Raw genomic sequence first — 17,008 nt, 5'->3', positions numbered from 1 at the left:
TCGGGGTGGACTACAGGTAGCCGACCTTGCGCGCCTTGGACGCGCCGGCCGCCGGCATCGGAGTGGGCGCCACGGCCGCCGCGGGTGCGGCCCCGCCGCCGGCCCGGGCCCCGTTGCCTGCATGGGACGGAAGCGGGTCTTCCTCCGGCTCGGTGGAGGCGGCCAGGCGCGACACCTGTCCCCCCACGTCGCGGTACTTCCCGTCCAGCGCGGCCACGCGCTGGTAGTGGTAGAGCGCCTTGCCCGGCTCTCCCGCCGCCTCGTACGCCGTCGCCAGCTCGAAGCCGAGCGCCTTGGCCGGCTCGCCCGCGACGTATGCGTTGGTGAGCCCCTCGCGGAAGACCTCGACGGCCGCCAGCGCATCACCGCGCAGCAGCTGCAGCATGCCCATCATGGTGATGCAGTCGAGCTCGCGCTTGGTGCCCACGCAGCCCTGGCGGGCCACGTCGAACTCGTGGAGCGCGTCGTCCAGCAGGCCCATTTCCTTGTAGGCGATGCCCAGGTCGTAGTGCGTGTCCACGTCCTCCGGCTTCACCACCTTGGCCAGGCCCTTCTTGAACTCGGAGAAGACCTCCTCCACCGAGTACTGGAAGTCCTCCTCGGCCGGCGGCGCCGATGCGGAGTCGTCGCCCAGGTTGTCGATTTCCCCGGCCAGCTCCGCCGCCAGGTCGAACGCGTCGCGCTCGCCCGTGGGCTCCTGCTCCGCCTCCAGCACGGGCTGCACGGCCGGCACGTACAGCGGCTCCGCGGGCGCCTCCGCCTGCTCCGCGCCACCGCCGGCCTCGAGCGCCTCCAGCCGCGCCATCAGCTCCCCGGCGCGCACGTGGCCCGGGAAGGCAATCATCACCGTCTCGAGAATCTCCCGCGCCTCTTCCAGCAGCCCCTGGTCGAGGAAGAAGGACGCCTCGTCGCACTCCTCCGCCGCCGGCTCCTCGCCGGGCTCGTCGCTGGGCTCCACATCGGACACGGCCTCGGCCTCGGCGTAGGGCGCCTCATCGGCGTCCTCCACCTGGGACACTTCCGGCTCGGGCTCCTCGTAGACGGGCTCGTCGTCCAGGGGCGCGACGACGGCGTGCGACGCGGTGGGCTCCTCCTGCTCCTCGTCGCCCAGCGCGGTGAACTCGGCCTCGTCCTGCTCCAGCATGGACGCGTCCAGCGGAGCGATGCCCACGCGCGTGGGCACGTCTTCCAGCTCCAGCTCGGCCTCTTCCTGGAGCGCGGGAAGCTGCCGGGTGTCCGGCGCGGCCTCCTGCAGCAGCGCCCGCGTGGGCGCGCGAATCATGGTGGGCGGCGGGTCGTCGTCGTCGCCGAGCGCCAGCGCATCCATGGACGTGGCCGTGGCCTCGCCCGAAAGCGTCTCGTCCTCCAGCGACCACGCCGACGTGGCCTCGTCGTCGTCGTCGGACGACACGAGCGGCTCGTCCTCCACCTGCTCCAGGCCGGGCTCGTCCGCGAGCACCAGCCCTTCGTCCTCGGCCACCAGCGTCTCGTCCGCCGCCTCCGCCGCCAGGTCTTCCGGCGAGGGCGACTCGTAGACGATGCTCTCACCGGAGAGCGGCTCGCCGACGAGCGACTCCTCGCTGACGACGGTGGAGTCGTCCCCGTCCTCCTCGATGACCTCGTCCGAGTCCCCCGAGGGCAGCGTGGTCAACGCCAGCTCGTCCCCCGGCGGGTGCAGCAGCGCGTCTTCCGGGGGAGGCGCGACGAGAATCTCGTCGTCGCTGGAGTCCACCAGGATGGCGTCCTCGCCCACCGACTCCACCACGGCCGCCGTGGGCGCCACCGCCACCGGGCCGTCCGTGCGCAGCACCGACAGGAACGCGGGCACCTCCGGGTGCGCCGGGTTCTCCTGGAGGATGGTGGCCAGGTACGGCTGCGCGCGCACCGAGTCCGCCGCCCGCGTGCACAGCCGCAGCACGTTCAGCAGCTGCTCGGACGCCTGGGCCGCGTTCCCGGACGCGACGTAGATTTGATACGCCTTCTCGTGCGCATCCAGGTTCTCCGGGTCCACGGAGAAGACCTTGCGCAGGTGCTCCAGCGCCTTGTCGTGGAGCCCGTACTTCACGTAGACGTCCGTCTCCGTGAGCAGCTTCGAGAGCTGCTCGCGGCCCATGCCGCCCTGGGGCTGGGGCGGAGGCGGCTGCACCGGCGCGGGCGCCTGAGCGGGCTGCGGGGCCGCGGCGCGGGGCTGGGGCGCCTGAGCGGGCTGCGGCGCGGCCTGGGCCGGCATGGGCGCCGGAGCCGCGACGGGCGCACGGCGCGCCATCAGGTCCGGGTCCTGCGGGTCCAGCACTTCAATCTGCGTCCAGACGGCCTCGGACTCGGTGACGCGGCCGCGCTCCTGGTGGATCTTCGCCAGCTCCTTGTAGACGGACACCGTCTTGGAGGTCTGCCCCAGCCCCTGGAACGCCTGGGCCAGCAGCGTGAGCGTCTCCACGTCCCGGCCGTCCGCCTTGAAGCACACCTGCAGCTTCGCCAGCGCGCGCTTCTGGTCGCCGCGCTGCAGGTAGGAGGTGGCCAGCTCCTTGGCCAGCGGCAGGTTCTCCGGCTCCAGCGAGGACAGGCGCTCGGCGACGCGCAGCCAGTCGTCCGCGCGGGCGTTGCGCTTGAGGTACTCGGCGGCGCGCTTGAACTCCTGCGCGGCCTCGCGCGTCATGTTCTCCCGCGCGTACAGCTCCGCCAGCTTGATCTTCGACGCCACGTTCTCCGGGTCGAGATCCACCATCTTCTTCAAGGTATCGAGCGACGCCTTGGTGTCGCCGGCCTTGTCGTAGTGGTTGGCGACAATCTGGAAGTACGCCATCGCCTCGGACATCAGCCCGAGCTGCTGGTGGAGCTCCGCCAGCTTGAGGTTCACCTCCAGCAGGTTCGGGTTGAGCTTGAGGACCTGCTTGTAGAGGGCGACGGCCTTCAGGAAGAAGCCGTCCGAGGAGTAGCTCTCCGCGACCTTGGTGAAGAAGTGCGCCGCCTGGGCGTTGTCGTTCTTCTTCTGGTACAGCTCCCCCATCTTCTGGAGCACCCGGATGTCCTTCGGGTCGACCTCCAGGACCTTCTGGTACTCCTTGATGGCCTTGTCGTAGGCGCCCTTCGCGACGAGCTTCGCGGCACCTTCGATGATCTTGTTCTTGTCCATCGAGCGGTGGGCTTCCGGCAGGCAGAAATCCCTTGAACTTCGCGGGTTTCTATCCTCTGCAAGGGGGAACTTGGAGGCTAACGGAATCCTCCGACGCGGGTCAAGAAACAGCCCGGCTCCCCCCGGGGCCAGATCACCTGCTCGCGTGGCCGCCCGACAGGCGGGAGGCCCACGGTAGGTGGACGTGCGCTAAGGCGTCTCTTCGACGGCCTTCTTCAAGCGGCGGGTGCCCGTCTCGCTCGCCAGCAGGCGCTCCACGAAGCGGGTGTCGTACTGGCCTTCCTGGAAGGACTCCTCCGCCAGTGCGGCCCGGTGGAACGGGATGTTGGTGCGGATGCCCTCCACCACGTACTCGCCCAGGGCGCGCTGCATGCGGCGGATGGCCGTGGCCCGGTCCTCCGCATGGACGATGAGCTTGGCCAGCAGGCTGTCGTAGTACGGCAGCACCGTGTAGTTCTCGTAGGCCGCCGAGTCCACCCGCACGCCGTAGCCGCCCGGCACGCTGTAGCCGGTAATCTTCCCCGGCCAGGGGGCGAACGTAATCGGGTCCTCGGCATTCACGCGGCATTCAATGGCGTGGCCGCGAATCTGGATGTCCTCCTGCTTGAAGCGCAGGGGGTGGCCGTAGGCCATGCGGATCTGCTCGCGCACCAGGTCGATGCCCGTGACGAGCTCCGTCACCGGGTGCTCCACCTGGATGCGCGTGTTCATCTCCATGAAGTAGAACTCGCCGCGCTCGTCCAGGAGGTACTCGATGGTGCCCACGTTGTTGTAGGCGAGCTTCCTCATGGCCTGCACGGACACCTCGCCCATGCGCTGGCGCAGCTCCGGCGTGAGCGCGGGGGACGGGCTCTCTTCAATGAGCTTCTGGTGCCGGCGCTGCACCGAGCACTCGCGCTCGTTGAGGTGGATGATGTTGCCGTGCTCGTCCGCCACAATCTGGATTTCGATGTGGCGCGGCTTCTCCACGTACCGCTCGATGTAGAGGTCTCCGTTGGCGAACGACGCCACGGCCTCCGCCTGCGCGGTGGAGAACGCCTGGGCCAGCGCGCCCGGCTCGCGGACGATCTTCATGCCCTTGCCGCCACCCCCCGCGGCTGCCTTGAGGATGACCGGGAAGCCAATCTCCCGGGCGTAGACCTCGGCCTCGCGCGGGTCCTTCACCGTGCCCGGGCTGCCGGGCAAGAGCGGCAGGCCCGCCTCACGCGCCGCCGCGCGGGCGCGCACCTTGTTGCCCATCAGCCGCAGCATCTCCGGCCGCGGGCCGATGAAGCGAATCTTGCAGTTCTCGCACACCTCCGCGAACTCGGCGTTCTCCGACAGGAAGCCGTAGCCGGGGTGGATGGCGTCCGCGCGGGTGATTTCGGCCGCGGACAGGAGCTGCGGGATGTTGAGGTAGCTCTCCTTGGACGAAGGCGGGCCGATGCAGACCGCCTCGTCCGCGAAGCGCACGTGGAGCGCGTTGGCGTCCGCCGTGGAGTGCACCGCCACGGTGGCGATGCCCAGCTCGCGGCAGGCGCGGATGACCCGCAGGGCAATCTCCCCGCGGTTGGCGATCAGCACCTTCTTGAACACGGGGGGTTCTCCGTCAGGGGCCTTGAAGGACGACGCGCCGCCCGCGGGGGCAGGCGGCGCGGGCAGTCCGTCAGGCCGGCTCGATGCGGAACAGCGCCTGGCCGAACTCCACCGGGCGGCCATTCTCCACGAGGATCTCCGCCACGCGGCCGGACACCTCGGACTCGATTTCGTTCATCAGCTTCATCGCTTCGATGATGCAGAGCACCTGGCCCTTCTTCACCACCGAGCCCACGTCGACGAAGGCAGGCTGGTCCGGCGCGGGGGTCCGGTAGAAGGTGCCCACGAAGGGGCTGGTGACCTGGTGGCCGGGCTTCTCCGCCGCGGGCGCGGGAGCCGCCGGCGCCGCGGCGGGAGCCGGAGCGGCCGCGGCGGCCCGGGGGGCCGGCGGGGTGGAGTACTCGACGCCCGGGCCCGTGGACACCGGGGCCGGCGCCGCGTGGTGGACGATGGTCGTCTCCGGGCCGTGGCCGCGGCGGATGAAGAGCTTCTCCTCACCGCGCTTCCACACCAGCCTCGTCACGTCCGAGGCCTCGAGGATCTCCACAATCTGCCGCAGGGCATCCACGTCCAGCGACGTGTTGCTCGCGTCGCGCCCGCCACCGGCGGCTGCCGGTGGATTCGCGGGCCCTGCCGCCCGGGTCGACTTGCGCTTCGTTGCCATTCTCGCGTCCCCTCCGTCCGGAGTCGCCGGAGCTAGCCCGCCGTGGCCACGCGCGTCAGGTACTTGCCGTCACGCGTGTCGATCTTGAGCACGTCGCCCTCGTTGATGAAGAGCGGGACGTTGACGGTGTAGCCCGTCTCCAGCTTGGCGGGCTTGAGCGCGCCGGACACGGTGTCGCCACGCACGCCCGGGTCGCACTCGGTGACCTTCAGGTCGACCGAGTTGGGCATGTTCACGGCAATGGCCTTGCCGTTCCAGAAGACCACCGAGACGGTGATGTTCTCCTTCAGGAAGTTCTTCGCCTCTCCGAGCACCTTCTCACCGAGGAAGGTCTGCTCGTAGTTGCGGGTGTCCATGAAGTAGAAGTCTTCGCCCTGGACATACAGGAACTGCATGTCCTTCTCCTCGATGTCCGGCACGCCCACCTTGTCGCCGGACTTGAGGGTGGGCTCCAGGACGCGCCCGCTCAGGAGGCTGCGAATCTTCGTGCGCACGAAGGCGGAGCCCTTGCCGGGCTTCACGTGCTGGAAATATTCGATGATGAACGGCTCACCATCGATTTCGATCTTGAGACCGTTGCGGAACTCGGACGTATCGACGAACCCGGCCATGGGAACCGACTCCTTCACACTCGAAGCTTCGAAAGCTTGAAAAGTCGGGGGTGTGTAGCCCATGCCCCCCTTCCATGGGAAGGGGAAAGGCGCGGCGCCGTGCGTCGGCTGGATGACTGCCGTACAGGGCGCGCGGCTACAGCTCGGCGCGCACCTTGGGGGCCGTCACGCGCAGCACATAGCGGCCCTTGCCGAAGTTGCCGTCCGCGCGCAGGGCGAGCACCAGGAAGTACTCCGGCGACACCAGCCGCATCAGGGTCAGCACCTTCTCGCTGTTGACGCTGACCTCGCTCACCGAGCCCGTCTTGAGGACCTCCGCGGCGTGACGGAGCTGGGTGAGGAGGTTGGCGTATTCCACCCAGGCGCCACCCAGGTCCAGCTCGGCGGCCTCGTCGCGCTGGAAGGTGTCCACCGAGATGCCGTCGAAGCCCATCACGCTGCAGGCGAGGGCTCCGTCCACCTGGTTGACCACCGACTCGAGGTGCGTGCGGAAGGACATAGGTCTGCGTTCCTAGGTGGCGGACGGCGCCCGGTCAAGCGTGACGGCTCAGGGAGCCGGAGGGTCTTCGCACGCGGGGTAGCTGCCGTTCAGCCCGCGCTGGTCGCAGGAATCGGTCCGTGGCTCGAACACCTGGCCCGGGCACAGTGCCGCCTGCACGTCCAGGTAGGGCACGTTCGTCACGGTGATGGGATAGGTGATTTCGTTGGACTCCACCTCGTCGCCCGACGCGCGCTTCCCGCGCAGGTGCATGGTGACCAGGACCTCGATACCGCCCGCACCCGCCCGGTCATCCAGGAAGTCGACCGCCTCGGCCGTGAGCAGGTTGAGCAGCAGCTGTCCGTCTTGTTCAATCGTTCCGTGGAGGGGGACGGGGCCGCGGGGCTGGGGGAAGTTCTCGAACTCCGGATTGGTCCTGTAACTCAGCACCAGGTCGGTGATGTAGATGGTGTTGAGGTCCGGGTCCCCCAGCACCGGCTCTTCGCTGACCTCGATGGCCGTGGTGATCACGTTCGAGGTGACGCCGAAGACCAGGGGATATCCCCCGACGAAGCCCAGGTTGACGGAGCCACGCAACTGCGAGACCTCGGCGGTATTGGGGAAGCTGCAGTCGTCGTTCTGCGGCGCCCCGCCTTTCAGCTGGAGGATGGGGGTGCTTTCGACGCAGGCCGTGGTCAGTCCGAGCATCATGAGGGCCGGGATGACGAAGTGATTCATCTTCATAAGGCGAACACTTTCCTGGAAGGGCCGCGCGAGGGACTACAGGCTCTGCGCGATGGTCTGCCGGTTGAGGATGCGGGGCGTGATGAAGATGAGCAGCTCCTGCCGGTCATCGCGCTCCGTTTGGTTCTTGAAGAGCAGGCCCAGCACCGGAATGCTCGACAAGAACGGCACTCGCGCAGTGGAGGTGCTGCCGCGGCGCACGTAGATGCCGCCGATGACGGTGGTGTCTCCGTCCTTCACCAGCACCTGCGTGACGGCCTCCTTGCGCTGGATGGAGGGCTGCCCGTTGGCGCCCGTGCTGGCCGGATCCGGCTGGTTGTTGGAGGCGTTGATGGACATGAGGATGCTGCCGTCCTGGGTGATGTGCGGCGTCACCTCCAGCGACAGGCGGGCCTCGACGAAGGTGGTGTTCACACCCTGGGCGGACACCTGGCTGAACGGAATGGACACGCCCTGGCTGATGCGGGCGGTGTTGTTGTCCAGCGTGGTCACCTTGGGCGCGGAGATGGTCTTCACCGAGCCCTCGTTCTCCGCCGCGGACAGCCGCAGGTTGAGCTGCAGGGCCCCTCCCGCAGAGCCGAACACGAAGCCCAGGGCACCACCCGCGCCCTCACCCACGGAGGCCGGCAGGTTCACCGCGAAGTTCGGAATTTCCGGCATGCCATTGGCAACCCCGGCGACACCGCCGGTGACGCCGACGTCGTTGGGGAAGATGAGGCCGGTGGGATTGCCGGTGGCGGACGTCGCCCGAGCCTGGCCGCCCCACTGCACGCCGAGGGAACGGCTGAAGGTGGTGTTGGCCTCCACGATGCGGCTCTCGATGAGCACCTGCGGCGTCTGGGTGTCCAGGCTCCGCACCAGCGCCCGGGCCTTCTCCGTGTTGGAGCGCACATCCTTGACGATGAGGACGTTGGTGCGCGTATCCACCGTCACGGTGCCACGCTCGCTCAGCACGTCCTTCACCCGCGCCGACATGTCCGCGGCCACCGCGTAGTTGACCGGGATGAGGTTGACCAGCAGGTCCTCCTGCTGCTGGAGCGACTTCTTGCGCTCCTGGCGCAGCCGCGCCTCCTCTTCCAGCGTCTTCAGCGGGGCGATGCGGATGATGTTGCCGAACTCCTCCTTGCCCAGCTGCTTGGTGCGCAGGATGAGGTCCAGCGCCTGGTCCCAGGGCACGTTGCGCAGGCGGATGGTCACCCGGCCCGTCACGTCGTCCGCGAGCACCACGTTGCGCTTGGAGATCTCCGCGATGACGCGCAGCAGGTTCTGGATGTCGATGTCCTTGAACTCGAAGGAGACGCGCTTGCCGCGGTAGCGGGCCTGCTGCGGCGCGCCCTCGGCGGCGTAGGAGGGCGCCTCGGCGGTGAAGCCGGCGGTGCGCTGGGCCACGGCGACCTGGTCCGTCTTCACGCCCTGCACGTCCAGGCGCCAGGACAGCGTGCCCCCGTTCTGCGTCACCTTCTCCTCGATGGCGCCGTCGGCGGCCACCACCACGCGCACCTTGCGGCCCTCACCGGGCACGCTGAAGGCGCTGATCATCTTCACCGGCGTCTCCAGGGCGCTGGTGTCCAGGCTGCGCTCGAGCTTCTTCGGCAGGCGCGCATTGTCCAGCGTCAGCACCGCGCTGCGCGGGTCCGGCCGCTCCACCTTCCACCCGGCCGTGCCAGACAGCTTCAGCACCACGCGACCACCCGCCCCGCTCTCCTCGAAGGTCAGGTCCTTCACCTCCACGAGCGACGCCGTGACGGGCGCCGGCGACGCGGACGGCTCGGGCACCGGGCGCATGGGCGCGACCTCGGCGATGGAGGCCACGACCTCGGTGGGCTCCGGCTTCGGCGCCGCCTTGCGGGCCACCGCCCCGGCCAGCACCACCTCCAGGCCGCGAGCGGCCCGGTCCACGCGGTACGCCGGCATCTGCCCGCGCACGTCCAGCACCAGGCGCACCTTGTCCGCGTGGGCGCCCACGCGCACTTCCTTCAGCGCCCCGGAGCTCACGCGCGGCGCCCGGGCCGTCAGGCCCACGCCATACAGGTCCACCGCGAGCCGCGGCGGGTCCGCCAGCTCCAGCACCTCGTAGCGGGCGATGTCGCCGTCCGCGCGGATGCGCAGCGTGTCGTCGGCGAAGCTCAGGCCGGTGATGCGCTGGGCCGGGTGCGCCACCTCGCGCTCGTCGGCCTCGGCGGCGACCACGTTCTCCGGCAGGGCCTGCTTCGCGGCGGGCGCCTCGGTCTTCTCGACCGCACGGGGAGCCTCGGCCACCACCGCGGCCGGCTTCACCGTCACAGGCGCGGCGGGCTTCGCAGCCACGGCAGCTGCCTCGACCGGCTTCGCCACGGCGGGCGCCTGCGGCGTGGCGGCGGCCACCTCGGCCGGGGCCGGCTTCACGGCGGCGGGCTCGGCGCGCTTCGCCTCGGCCGGCGCGGCCGCGGGCTGCGCCCCACCATCCACGGAGATGACCACGCGGTTGCCGTCCGCGCGCACGTCGTACTGGGAGGCCTTGTCGAGCGCCAGCAGCACCCGGCCGACGCTGGCGCGCTCGTCCGAGAACTGCGAGGCCACCACGCCCGACACAGGGCCGGAGCCGTCATGGTGGCCCTTGATTCCCGTCGCATCCGCCGACGAGAGGTCCACCACGAGCCGCTCCGGGCTGCTCAGCCGGAACACGGTGAAGGTGGGTGGACGGGTCCCCGTCACCACCACCTGCGCACCCGAGCCCGTGCGGGACACATCCAGGTCCCGCAACGTATTCAGTTCGGCGCCCTGCACCCTGGCGCCCACAAGAATGACGGCCCACGCGGCCGCAAACATCCACTTGCCCCTCGTCACAGCGCTCTTCTCGAGCATGCGTCCCCTCAACAAGTTGGAAGCGGGCGACCGCCCGCGGGAGCGCCTTCAGGGGGCGCTACTCTCCGTAGTTCCTGCCCGTCATCATGTTGTAGGCGGGGTCCTGCTTTGCATCGGGCTTGAGCTGGAGCGTCACCGGATTCTTGATGATCTCTCCATTGCCCGAGAACACCTCGGTCACCGTCACCGAGTCACGCAGGATCTGCGTCACCTTCCCGCCCTGCCGTCCCATGCGGGTGTTGCGGCGCACGATGTGGCCTCGCCCCACGGGGTCCTCGACCATGGCCATGGGGTTGGCATCCCCCGTCACGACCGCCACCAGCTTGAGCTGGTCGAGGTCGAAGGCACACAGCGGCTCGCTGCATGACGCCACCGGGCCGGGAGTCACGGGGTTCAGCTCGTCCACCGGACTGCGGAACGGGTCCCGCTTGCCCACCGGGTTGTACGAGTACACATACGGCACCGGTGCCGCCTGGGCGACCTCGGCCGCCGCGGCAGGTGCTTCCTCCGCCGGAGCCGCCGGGGCCGCCGCCACGGGCCTCGCCGCCGGAGCCGGCGGTGGGGGCGGGTCGTCGCAGGCGCTCAGCGCGAGCGCCAGTGCGGCGGTGGTCATGGTGGCCTTGAACGTCTTCATCCTCAATCCCCTTGTCGCCCTACTTTTCGAGCGGATCAAGTTTCTGGTTCTACTTCGGGGTGTCGGTCTTGGCCTGCTCGACGAAGCGGAACGTCGTCGCCAGGAAGCTGCTCTGCAGGACGACCTTCTCGTTCTTCAGGGCGGGAGCATCGAGCTTGATGTTGTTGACGTTGACGATGCGGCGCATGTTCGCCATCTCCTGGAGGAACAGGGCGATCTCATGGTAGTTGCCGCTCACCGTCATCTTGATGGGGATGCGCGCGAAGAACTCGCCGCCGCCGACGAACTCCTTGTCGGGCGTCACGCTGGAGATCTCCAGCCCGCTCTTCTTGCCGACGTCGTTGATCTGCGCGAGCAGCTCCTCGATGTCCTTCTTCTCGGGCAGCTCCGTCAGCGCCTCTGCGAGCTTCTGCTCCAGCACGTCCATCTCACGACGGCGGTCGTTGAGGTTCTGCGCAATCTCGCTCTTCTCCGCCAGCTCCAGGTCCAGCGTGCGGCGCTGGGCCATCATCACCTTGATGGAGTCCTCGGTGGGCTGGATGAGGAGGAAGAAGTTGGCGACGGTCATCAGCAGCACGACGATGCCCAGCCCGCCGAACTTCGTGGCCGGGGGCGCCTTGACGAATTGATCCAGGTACTTGTCCATGGCGTGGGCCTCGGTCAGATGGCGTAGTTGGACGTGAGGGTGATCTTGAAGTCGACCAGGGGCACGCCGCCGGCCTGACCCTGCTTGGTCTGGGAGGCGTTGGTCAGGTCGATGTTGGTGAAGAAGGGGGTGACCTCGGCCGCCGGGAACTCCTCGACGGTGGCCTCGGCGGTGAGCAGCTCCACGCGCGTCGTCTTGGCCTCACGGCGCTGGTCCACGAGGCGGCCCATGCCCTTGGGCGTCCACACCACGCCGTTGAGGCCGCGCATGAACTCGGCGACCTCGTCGTGGCTCACGGCGGCCGCGTCGATGGAGACCTGGTTGTTGGCCTCGGAGAAGCTCTTCACCCAGACCTTCTTCGGCGTGGCGGAGGCGAGCGCGTCCAGCATGCGCACCGGCCCGTTGCGGCCCTTGCGAAGGGAGTCCAGCACGGCCAACTTCTTCTCCACCTCGGCCTTGCGGGCGTTGATGTTCTTCACCTCGCCGATGACCTTCTCCAGCTCGGCGATCTTCGTGCGCGTCTGCGCGATGGCCATGCGGTTGCGCGTGGCCTCGCCGTCGCGGTCCGCGTACCAGAGGTAGTTGCCCACGCCCGCGCCGAGCAGGACCAGGGCGAACAGGACCAGCACCTGCCGGCCCAACTCGCGCTTCTTCACCGCCCGGACGGGCAGCAGGTTGATGCGAATCATCATGTGCGTCGTCTCCTAGAGACCGGAGCCTCCGCGCGGAGGCTCCTAAGGGGTGGACCGGTCAGGCCAGCTTGTCGCCCGGGCTGCGCAGCGCCAGGCCCACGGCCACCGCCGCCATGGGCGCCACGTCCATGATGAACGCGGGGTCGAACTTGCGGTTGTCCACCTCGATCTTCCGGAACGGATTGAGGATCTCCACCGGCACGCCCGTGCGGGCCTCGATGGTCTTGAACAGCGCGGGAATCTTCGCCGTGCCGCCCGACAGGTAGACCTTGCTGAAGTTGGAGTCGGCGGCGGTGCCCGCGTAGAAGTCCAGCGAGCGCTGGATTTCCCCGGCCACCTGCTCGGCGACGCTCGAGAGCACGCGCTCGACTTCCTGGGGCACCACGGCGTCCGCGTCCGCGCGGTTGCCGCCGATCTTCAGCGCCTCCGCCTCCTCGTAGGAGACGTTGAGCTGCTTCTGGATTTCTTCGGTGAACTGGTTGCCACCGATGGTGACGTCACGGGTGAACACCGTCACGCCGTTGGCGATGATGTTGATGTTCACCACCGAGGCGCCCGCGTTGATGAGCACCACGGTCTCCTTCTCCGGGAGGTCGTAGTTGACGGAGAACATGTTCTGGACGGCGAAGGCGTCCACGTCCACCACCACCGGGGCGAGGCCCGCCTCCGAGACGACGGTGGTGTAGTCGTTGATCATGTCCTTCTTGGCGGCCACCAGCAGCACGTCCATCTGCCCGGTGGCGTCGTTGCCGCCGCCGTCGAGGATCTGCGTGTCGATGTTCACGTCCTTCACATCGAACGGGATGTACTGCTCCGCTTCCCACTGGATGCTCTCCTCGAGCTCGTCCTGGGACATGCGGGGCATCTGGATCTTCTTGATGATGACCGAGTGACCGGACACGCCGATGGCGACGTCCTTGCCCTTCACCTTCAGCTCGGACATCAGCTCCTGCACGGCCTGGACGATGGCCGTGGAGTTCATCAACGCGCCGTCGACGATGGCCTCCGGAGGCAGCGGCTTCATGCCGAAGCTCTGCAGCGCGAAGCTGCGCTCGCCCCGCTTGCGCTGCTCCTTGAGGAGAATCATCTTGATGGACGTCGAACCGATATCCAGGCCGAGTGCCAGTTTGCCCTTCGCCATGCTTGACTCCGTCGAGAGGCGGCCAGCGTAACACTGGCCGTCAACCCCTCCTAGAAAGTGCCTGGAGCCCGCCTGCCCTCCGGACGGACGGGGCCCTACACCACACACCGCGCCGGGCCCCTCGACACCGTCGCGAAGGCCCGATTTTCAGGCCCCCGGCGCTTTCCGTCAAATGCAGGCAGGCAGGCTGTGTCCGCCGCTCAGCCCCGCTCGGCCTCCGCGTCAGGATCCACGCCGTACTCCTTGATTTTGTAGAGCAGCGCGCGGTGGCTGATGTCCAGGAGCTCCGCGGCCCGGGTGCGGTTGCCCTTCGTCCTGCGCAGGGCCGCGCGGATGTAGGACTCCTCCAGCTCGCGGATGGCGCGCTTGAGCGACAGGTCGCCACCGTCCTGTAGCACCGCCCCCTGCCCTCCCCCGGGCGCCACCGTCGTGGGTCCGGGTGGGGACGCGGCCCACAGCTTGTCGGGGAGGTTGGCCGGGAGGATGAAGGTGCCGTCCGCCAGCAGCACGGCGCGCTCCATGGCGTTCTCCAGCTCGCGCACGTTGCCGGGCCAGGCATAGGCCAGCAGGAGCGCCTCGGCCTCCGGGGAGAGGCCCTGCACGGGGGACTCGCGGTTGAGCTCGCGGTTGAAGCGGTGGATGAAGGCCCGCGCCAGCAGCGGCACGTCCTCGCGGCGCTCGCGCAGCGGGGGGACGCGGAGGTTCACCACGTTGAGCCGGTAGTAGAGGTCCTCGCGGAACTCCCCCTTCTCCACCAGCTTCGCCAAGTCCCGCAGCGTGGCCGCCACCACGCGCACGTCCACCTTCTCCACCCGGTTCTCGCCCACCGGGCGGATTTCGCCCTCCTGCAACACGCGCAGGAGCTTCACCTGGGCGGACAGCGGCAGCTCGCCCACCTCGTCCAGGAAGAGGGTGCCGCCGTCGGCCTCGGCGAAGAGGCCGCGCTTGGCGGTGCGCGCGTCGGTGAAGGCGCCCCGGGCGTGGCCGAACAGCTCGCTCTCGATGAGGCCGGCGGGAATGGCGCCGCAGTTGACGGCGACGAAGGGCATGGCGGCACGGCGGCTGCGCGTGTGCAGCTCGCGGGCGACGAGCTCCTTGCCGGTGCCGCTCTCGCCGCTGATGAGCACCGTGGTGTCCGCCGGGGCCACGCGCGCCACCTGCCGGAGCACCGCCTGCAGCGGGGCGCTGCCGCCGAGGATGTGGCCCTCCGGGGCGGACGGGTGGCTGGCCTCCTTCAGCCGGCGGTTCTCCCGCAGCAGCCGCTCGCGCTCCTCCGCCTTGCGGAGGACGAAGACGATTTCCTCCGGCTTGAAGGGCTTCTGGACGTAGTCGAAGGCGCCGGCGGAGACGGCCTCCAGGGCCTGCTCCTGCGAGCCATACGCGCTCATCACCACCGCGATGAGGCCGGGGCGGGCCGCCAGCGCCTCGCGCACCAGGGTAAGGCCGTCCTTGCGCGGCATGCGCACGTCGCTGATGAGGACGTCGTAGTCGCGCGCGGCCAGCTCGCGCAGGGCCTCGTCGCCGTCCGCCACCGCGCGCACGTCGTAGCCGCGGTCGGTGAGGACCAGCGTGAGGATGTGGCGGATGGAGGGCTCGTCGTCGGCGACGAGGACATTGCGGAACAGGGACATGGAGGGGCCGTTGCGAGGCATCATCCCCCAGCCACGCCGAAGCCGATAGCTCCTGGCCGGTAGGAAGCGCTCTTCCTCTCAGGGTGCGGGTAGGGACACGGTGAAGCGGGCACCGCCTGCCGGGGCGTTCTCCGCCAGCAGGCGGCCGCCCATCACCTGCGCCAGGCGCAGCGACACCGCCAGCCCCAGGCCGGTGCCCTGCCGCCCCTTGGTGGTGAAGAAGGGCTCGAACAGGCGCTCCATCACCTCGGGAGGAATGCCAGGGCCGGCGTCCTCCACCACCAGCCACGCCTCGTCCCCCTCACGCCGGCTGGTGACGTGTACCCTCCCCTGCCCTCCCATGGCCTGCCCGGCGTTGAGCAGCAGGTTGATGAGGATCTGCGACAGGGGCCCCGGGTCCGCCCGGGCCAGCAGCCCCGGCTCCAGCCCCAGCTCCACCGTCACCCCGGCCAGTTCCGGCGTGGCGCGCACCAGCCGCACGCACGTCTCCACCACCGCGCCCAGCTCCACCGGCCCCAGCGAGGCCGAACCGGGGCGCCCCAAGTCCAGCAGCCCGCGGATGATGTGGTCGATGCGCTGCACCTCGTGGTCGATGCGGTCCAGGAAGTCCTTCACCTCCGGCGTGGAGGCCTTCGTGCGCGCCAGCGCCACGTAGCCGAGGATGCCCGACAGGGGATTTCCCACCTCGTGCGCCACGCCCGCGGCCAGCCGGCCCACCGTGGCCAGCCGCTCCGACGACACCAGCTCCGTCTGCGCGCGCGCCAGCCGGGCGTTGGCCTCGCGCAGCGACTCCATCTGCGAGCGCGTGAGGGTCTGCTCCGCCTGGAGCGCCTCCGCCATGCGCCGCAGCGCGCGCTGCATGCGCGACAACAAGGGCCCACCCTGCGCGGGCACCAGGTGCGCGTCCAGCTCCAGCCTGCCGAACTGCTCCACCACCGCCTCGGTGCTGCGCAGCGGGCGGCCCACCGTCAAATCCAGCACCACGTACGCCAGCACCGTCAGCGCCACCAGGTCCAGTCCGAGCGCCAGCGGCAGCAGGCCCTTCACCCGCGCCAGCACCTCCGCCTCCGCGCTGCCCGGGGGCGCCAACCGGCGCACCACGTCCAGCAGGCGGATGAGGACCGGCTGCACCGACAGCCACGTGAGCCCCGTGGACAGCGAGCCCAGCAGGAACGCCACGCTGGCGATGCGCCACTTCATCCGGCGCCCAGCATCAGGCCGATTTCCGGCGGCAGCACCCGCGACAGCCACGGGCCCAGCAGCAGCACCTCCAGCCCCGCCAGCGCCAGCCACGGGCCGAAGGGGATGCTGGTGCGGTCCGGCACCCAGTCCTCCTCCTCCCCCTCCTCGTCCAGGGGCGCGTCGGGGATGGGCTGGAGCAGCAGGCACACCGGCACCAGCAGCAGCCGCTGCCACAGCGGCAGGCCGGGCTTCGTGAACTCCCACGTCATGGTGAGCGGCGGCTCCTCACCGGCGGGCGCCTCGCCGTCCGAGCCCTCGGGGCCTTCCGTCGCCTCCCCGCGCGGCCCCGCCCGGCCCGTCAGGGCCAGCATCAGGATGCCCACCACCGCGCCCTGCAGCGAGGCGAAGAGGAGGATGCCGAGCAGCGCGCGCCAGGAGAGGAAGGCCCCCAGCATGGCGACGAGGTACTTGTCCCCCGCGCCGAGCGCCTCTTTCTTGAAGAACTTCCAGCCCACGTACTCCATCAGCCGGAAGGCCAGGAAGCCCACCACGAGCCCCCACACCGCGTCCCAGAACGCGTCCAGCCCCCGGGGCCAGGCCAGCACCAGCCCGGCGAACATGCCGGACACGGTGATGGAGCGCGGCAGTATCCAGTGGTCCAGGTCGATGAAGGTGAGCGGCACCAGCAGGGTGACGAGCACCAGCGCCGGGGCGAGCTCGTACGTCCAGCCGAAGCGGCGCAGGCACGCGAACCACAGCAGCCCCGTGAGCAGCTCCACCAGCGGGTAGCGGATGGAGATGGGGGTGGCGCAGCCGCGGCAGCGCGCCCGCAGCGCCATCCACGACACGAGCGGGATGTTCTCGTACCAGGCGAGGACGTGCCCGCACTTCGGGCAGCGCGAGCGCGGGCGGACGATGCTCTGCTCCAGCGGCACCCGCGCGATGACGACGTTGAGGAAACTGCCCACGACCAGGCCGGTGACGAACAGCCAGGCGGCGAAGAAGCCTTCCACCATGGACCTCTACCGGTGGG

General features: G+C 69.4%; 14 protein-coding genes. All 14 read right to left on the bottom strand.

Annotated features, from left to right (window positions below; all coding sequences use genetic code 11):
• Positions 1-10: 10 nt before the first annotated feature.
• Positions 11-3,133, bottom strand: coding sequence for a type IV pili formation protein SgmX (sgmX, locus tag LXT23_RS42490; RefSeq protein ID WP_253986211.1), 3,123 nt, complete (start codon positions 3,131-3,133; stop codon positions 11-13).
• A gap of 189 nt (positions 3,134-3,322) precedes the next feature.
• A complete protein-coding gene (gene accC / locus LXT23_RS42485; RefSeq protein WP_253986210.1) occupies positions 3,323-4,708 on the bottom strand; it encodes an acetyl-CoA carboxylase biotin carboxylase subunit in 1,386 nt (461 codons plus the stop codon).
• Positions 4,709-4,778: 70 nt separating this feature from the next.
• The gene (gene accB, locus LXT23_RS42480) at positions 4,779-5,372 is read right to left on the bottom strand and encodes an acetyl-CoA carboxylase biotin carboxyl carrier protein (RefSeq protein ID WP_253986209.1); all 594 of its coding nucleotides are present in this window, start codon (positions 5,370-5,372) and stop codon (positions 4,779-4,781) included.
• A gap of 32 nt (positions 5,373-5,404) precedes the next feature.
• The gene (efp, locus tag LXT23_RS42475) at positions 5,405-5,983 is read right to left on the bottom strand and encodes an elongation factor P (protein WP_253986208.1); all 579 of its coding nucleotides are present in this window, start codon (positions 5,981-5,983) and stop codon (positions 5,405-5,407) included.
• Between the two features lie 136 nt (positions 5,984-6,119).
• Complete coding sequence (locus LXT23_RS42470; RefSeq protein WP_253986207.1) at positions 6,120-6,482, bottom strand: roadblock/LC7 domain-containing protein; 363 nt, start codon at positions 6,480-6,482, stop codon at positions 6,120-6,122.
• A gap of 48 nt (positions 6,483-6,530) precedes the next feature.
• Positions 6,531-7,205 carry a hypothetical protein gene (locus tag LXT23_RS42465; RefSeq protein WP_253986206.1) on the bottom strand — a complete coding sequence of 225 codons (675 nt, stop codon included), beginning with the start codon at positions 7,203-7,205 and terminating at the stop codon, positions 6,531-6,533.
• A 36-nt stretch (positions 7,206-7,241) separates the two neighbouring features.
• Positions 7,242-10,049 carry a type IV pilus secretin PilQ gene (gene pilQ / locus LXT23_RS42460; RefSeq protein ID WP_253986205.1) on the bottom strand — a complete coding sequence of 936 codons (2,808 nt, stop codon included), beginning with the start codon at positions 10,047-10,049 and terminating at the stop codon, positions 7,242-7,244.
• Positions 10,050-10,107: 58 nt separating this feature from the next.
• Positions 10,108-10,683, bottom strand: a complete 576-nt coding sequence (locus LXT23_RS42455) for a pilus assembly protein PilP (RefSeq protein WP_253986204.1) — start codon at positions 10,681-10,683, stop codon at positions 10,108-10,110.
• A 49-nt stretch (positions 10,684-10,732) separates the two neighbouring features.
• Positions 10,733-11,329, bottom strand: a complete 597-nt coding sequence (locus LXT23_RS42450; RefSeq protein WP_253986203.1) for a type IV pilus inner membrane component PilO — start codon at positions 11,327-11,329, stop codon at positions 10,733-10,735.
• Between the two features lie 14 nt (positions 11,330-11,343).
• On the bottom strand, positions 11,344-12,021 hold the full coding sequence (locus tag LXT23_RS42445; protein WP_253986202.1) for a PilN domain-containing protein: 678 nt from the start codon (positions 12,019-12,021) through the stop codon (positions 11,344-11,346).
• Positions 12,022-12,079: 58 nt separating this feature from the next.
• Positions 12,080-13,162, bottom strand: coding sequence for a type IV pilus assembly protein PilM (gene pilM, locus LXT23_RS42440; protein ID WP_253986201.1), 1,083 nt, complete (start codon positions 13,160-13,162; stop codon positions 12,080-12,082).
• 200 nt (positions 13,163-13,362) lie between these two features.
• Positions 13,363-14,793, bottom strand: coding sequence for a sigma-54-dependent transcriptional regulator (locus tag LXT23_RS42435; RefSeq protein WP_253986339.1), 1,431 nt, complete (start codon positions 14,791-14,793; stop codon positions 13,363-13,365).
• A gap of 78 nt (positions 14,794-14,871) precedes the next feature.
• A complete protein-coding gene (locus LXT23_RS42430) occupies positions 14,872-15,993 on the bottom strand; it encodes a sensor histidine kinase (protein ID WP_253986200.1) in 1,122 nt (373 codons plus the stop codon).
• Positions 15,990-16,991 carry a prepilin peptidase gene (locus tag LXT23_RS42425; protein ID WP_253986199.1) on the bottom strand — a complete coding sequence of 334 codons (1,002 nt, stop codon included), beginning with the start codon at positions 16,989-16,991 and terminating at the stop codon, positions 15,990-15,992. The genes LXT23_RS42430 and LXT23_RS42425 overlap by 4 nt, the downstream gene beginning before the upstream one ends.
• Positions 16,992-17,008: the final 17 nt, after the last annotated feature.

Origin of the sequence: Pyxidicoccus xibeiensis, from assembly GCF_024198175.1 — a bacterium.
Lineage (GTDB): Bacteria > Myxococcota > Myxococcia > Myxococcales > Myxococcaceae > Myxococcus > Myxococcus xibeiensis.
This window is presented reverse-complemented; position numbering and strand designations above follow the sequence as displayed.

Coding starts and splice junctions, on each gene's coding strand:
- sgmX (WP_253986211.1), bottom strand. CDS start 3,133: ATGGACAAGAACAAGATCATCGAAGGTGCCGCGAAGCTCGTCGCGAAG.
- accB (WP_253986209.1), bottom strand. CDS start 5,372: ATGGCAACGAAGCGCAAGTCGACCCGGGCGGCAGGGCCCGCGAATCCA.
- efp (WP_253986208.1), bottom strand. CDS start 5,983: ATGGCCGGGTTCGTCGATACGTCCGAGTTCCGCAACGGTCTCAAGATC.
- LXT23_RS42470 (WP_253986207.1), bottom strand. CDS start 6,482: ATGTCCTTCCGCACGCACCTCGAGTCGGTGGTCAACCAGGTGGACGGA.
- LXT23_RS42465 (WP_253986206.1), bottom strand. CDS start 7,205: ATGAAGATGAATCACTTCGTCATCCCGGCCCTCATGATGCTCGGACTG.
- pilQ (WP_253986205.1), bottom strand. CDS start 10,049: ATGCTCGAGAAGAGCGCTGTGACGAGGGGCAAGTGGATGTTTGCGGCC.
- LXT23_RS42455 (WP_253986204.1), bottom strand. CDS start 10,683: ATGAAGACGTTCAAGGCCACCATGACCACCGCCGCACTGGCGCTCGCG.
- LXT23_RS42450 (WP_253986203.1), bottom strand. CDS start 11,329: ATGGACAAGTACCTGGATCAATTCGTCAAGGCGCCCCCGGCCACGAAG.
- LXT23_RS42445 (WP_253986202.1), bottom strand. CDS start 12,021: ATGATGATTCGCATCAACCTGCTGCCCGTCCGGGCGGTGAAGAAGCGC.
- pilM (WP_253986201.1), bottom strand. CDS start 13,162: ATGGCGAAGGGCAAACTGGCACTCGGCCTGGATATCGGTTCGACGTCC.
- LXT23_RS42435 (WP_253986339.1), bottom strand. CDS start 14,793: ATGTCCCTGTTCCGCAATGTCCTCGTCGCCGACGACGAGCCCTCCATC.
- LXT23_RS42430 (WP_253986200.1), bottom strand. CDS start 15,993: ATGAAGTGGCGCATCGCCAGCGTGGCGTTCCTGCTGGGCTCGCTGTCC.
- LXT23_RS42425 (WP_253986199.1), bottom strand. CDS start 16,991: ATGGTGGAAGGCTTCTTCGCCGCCTGGCTGTTCGTCACCGGCCTGGTC.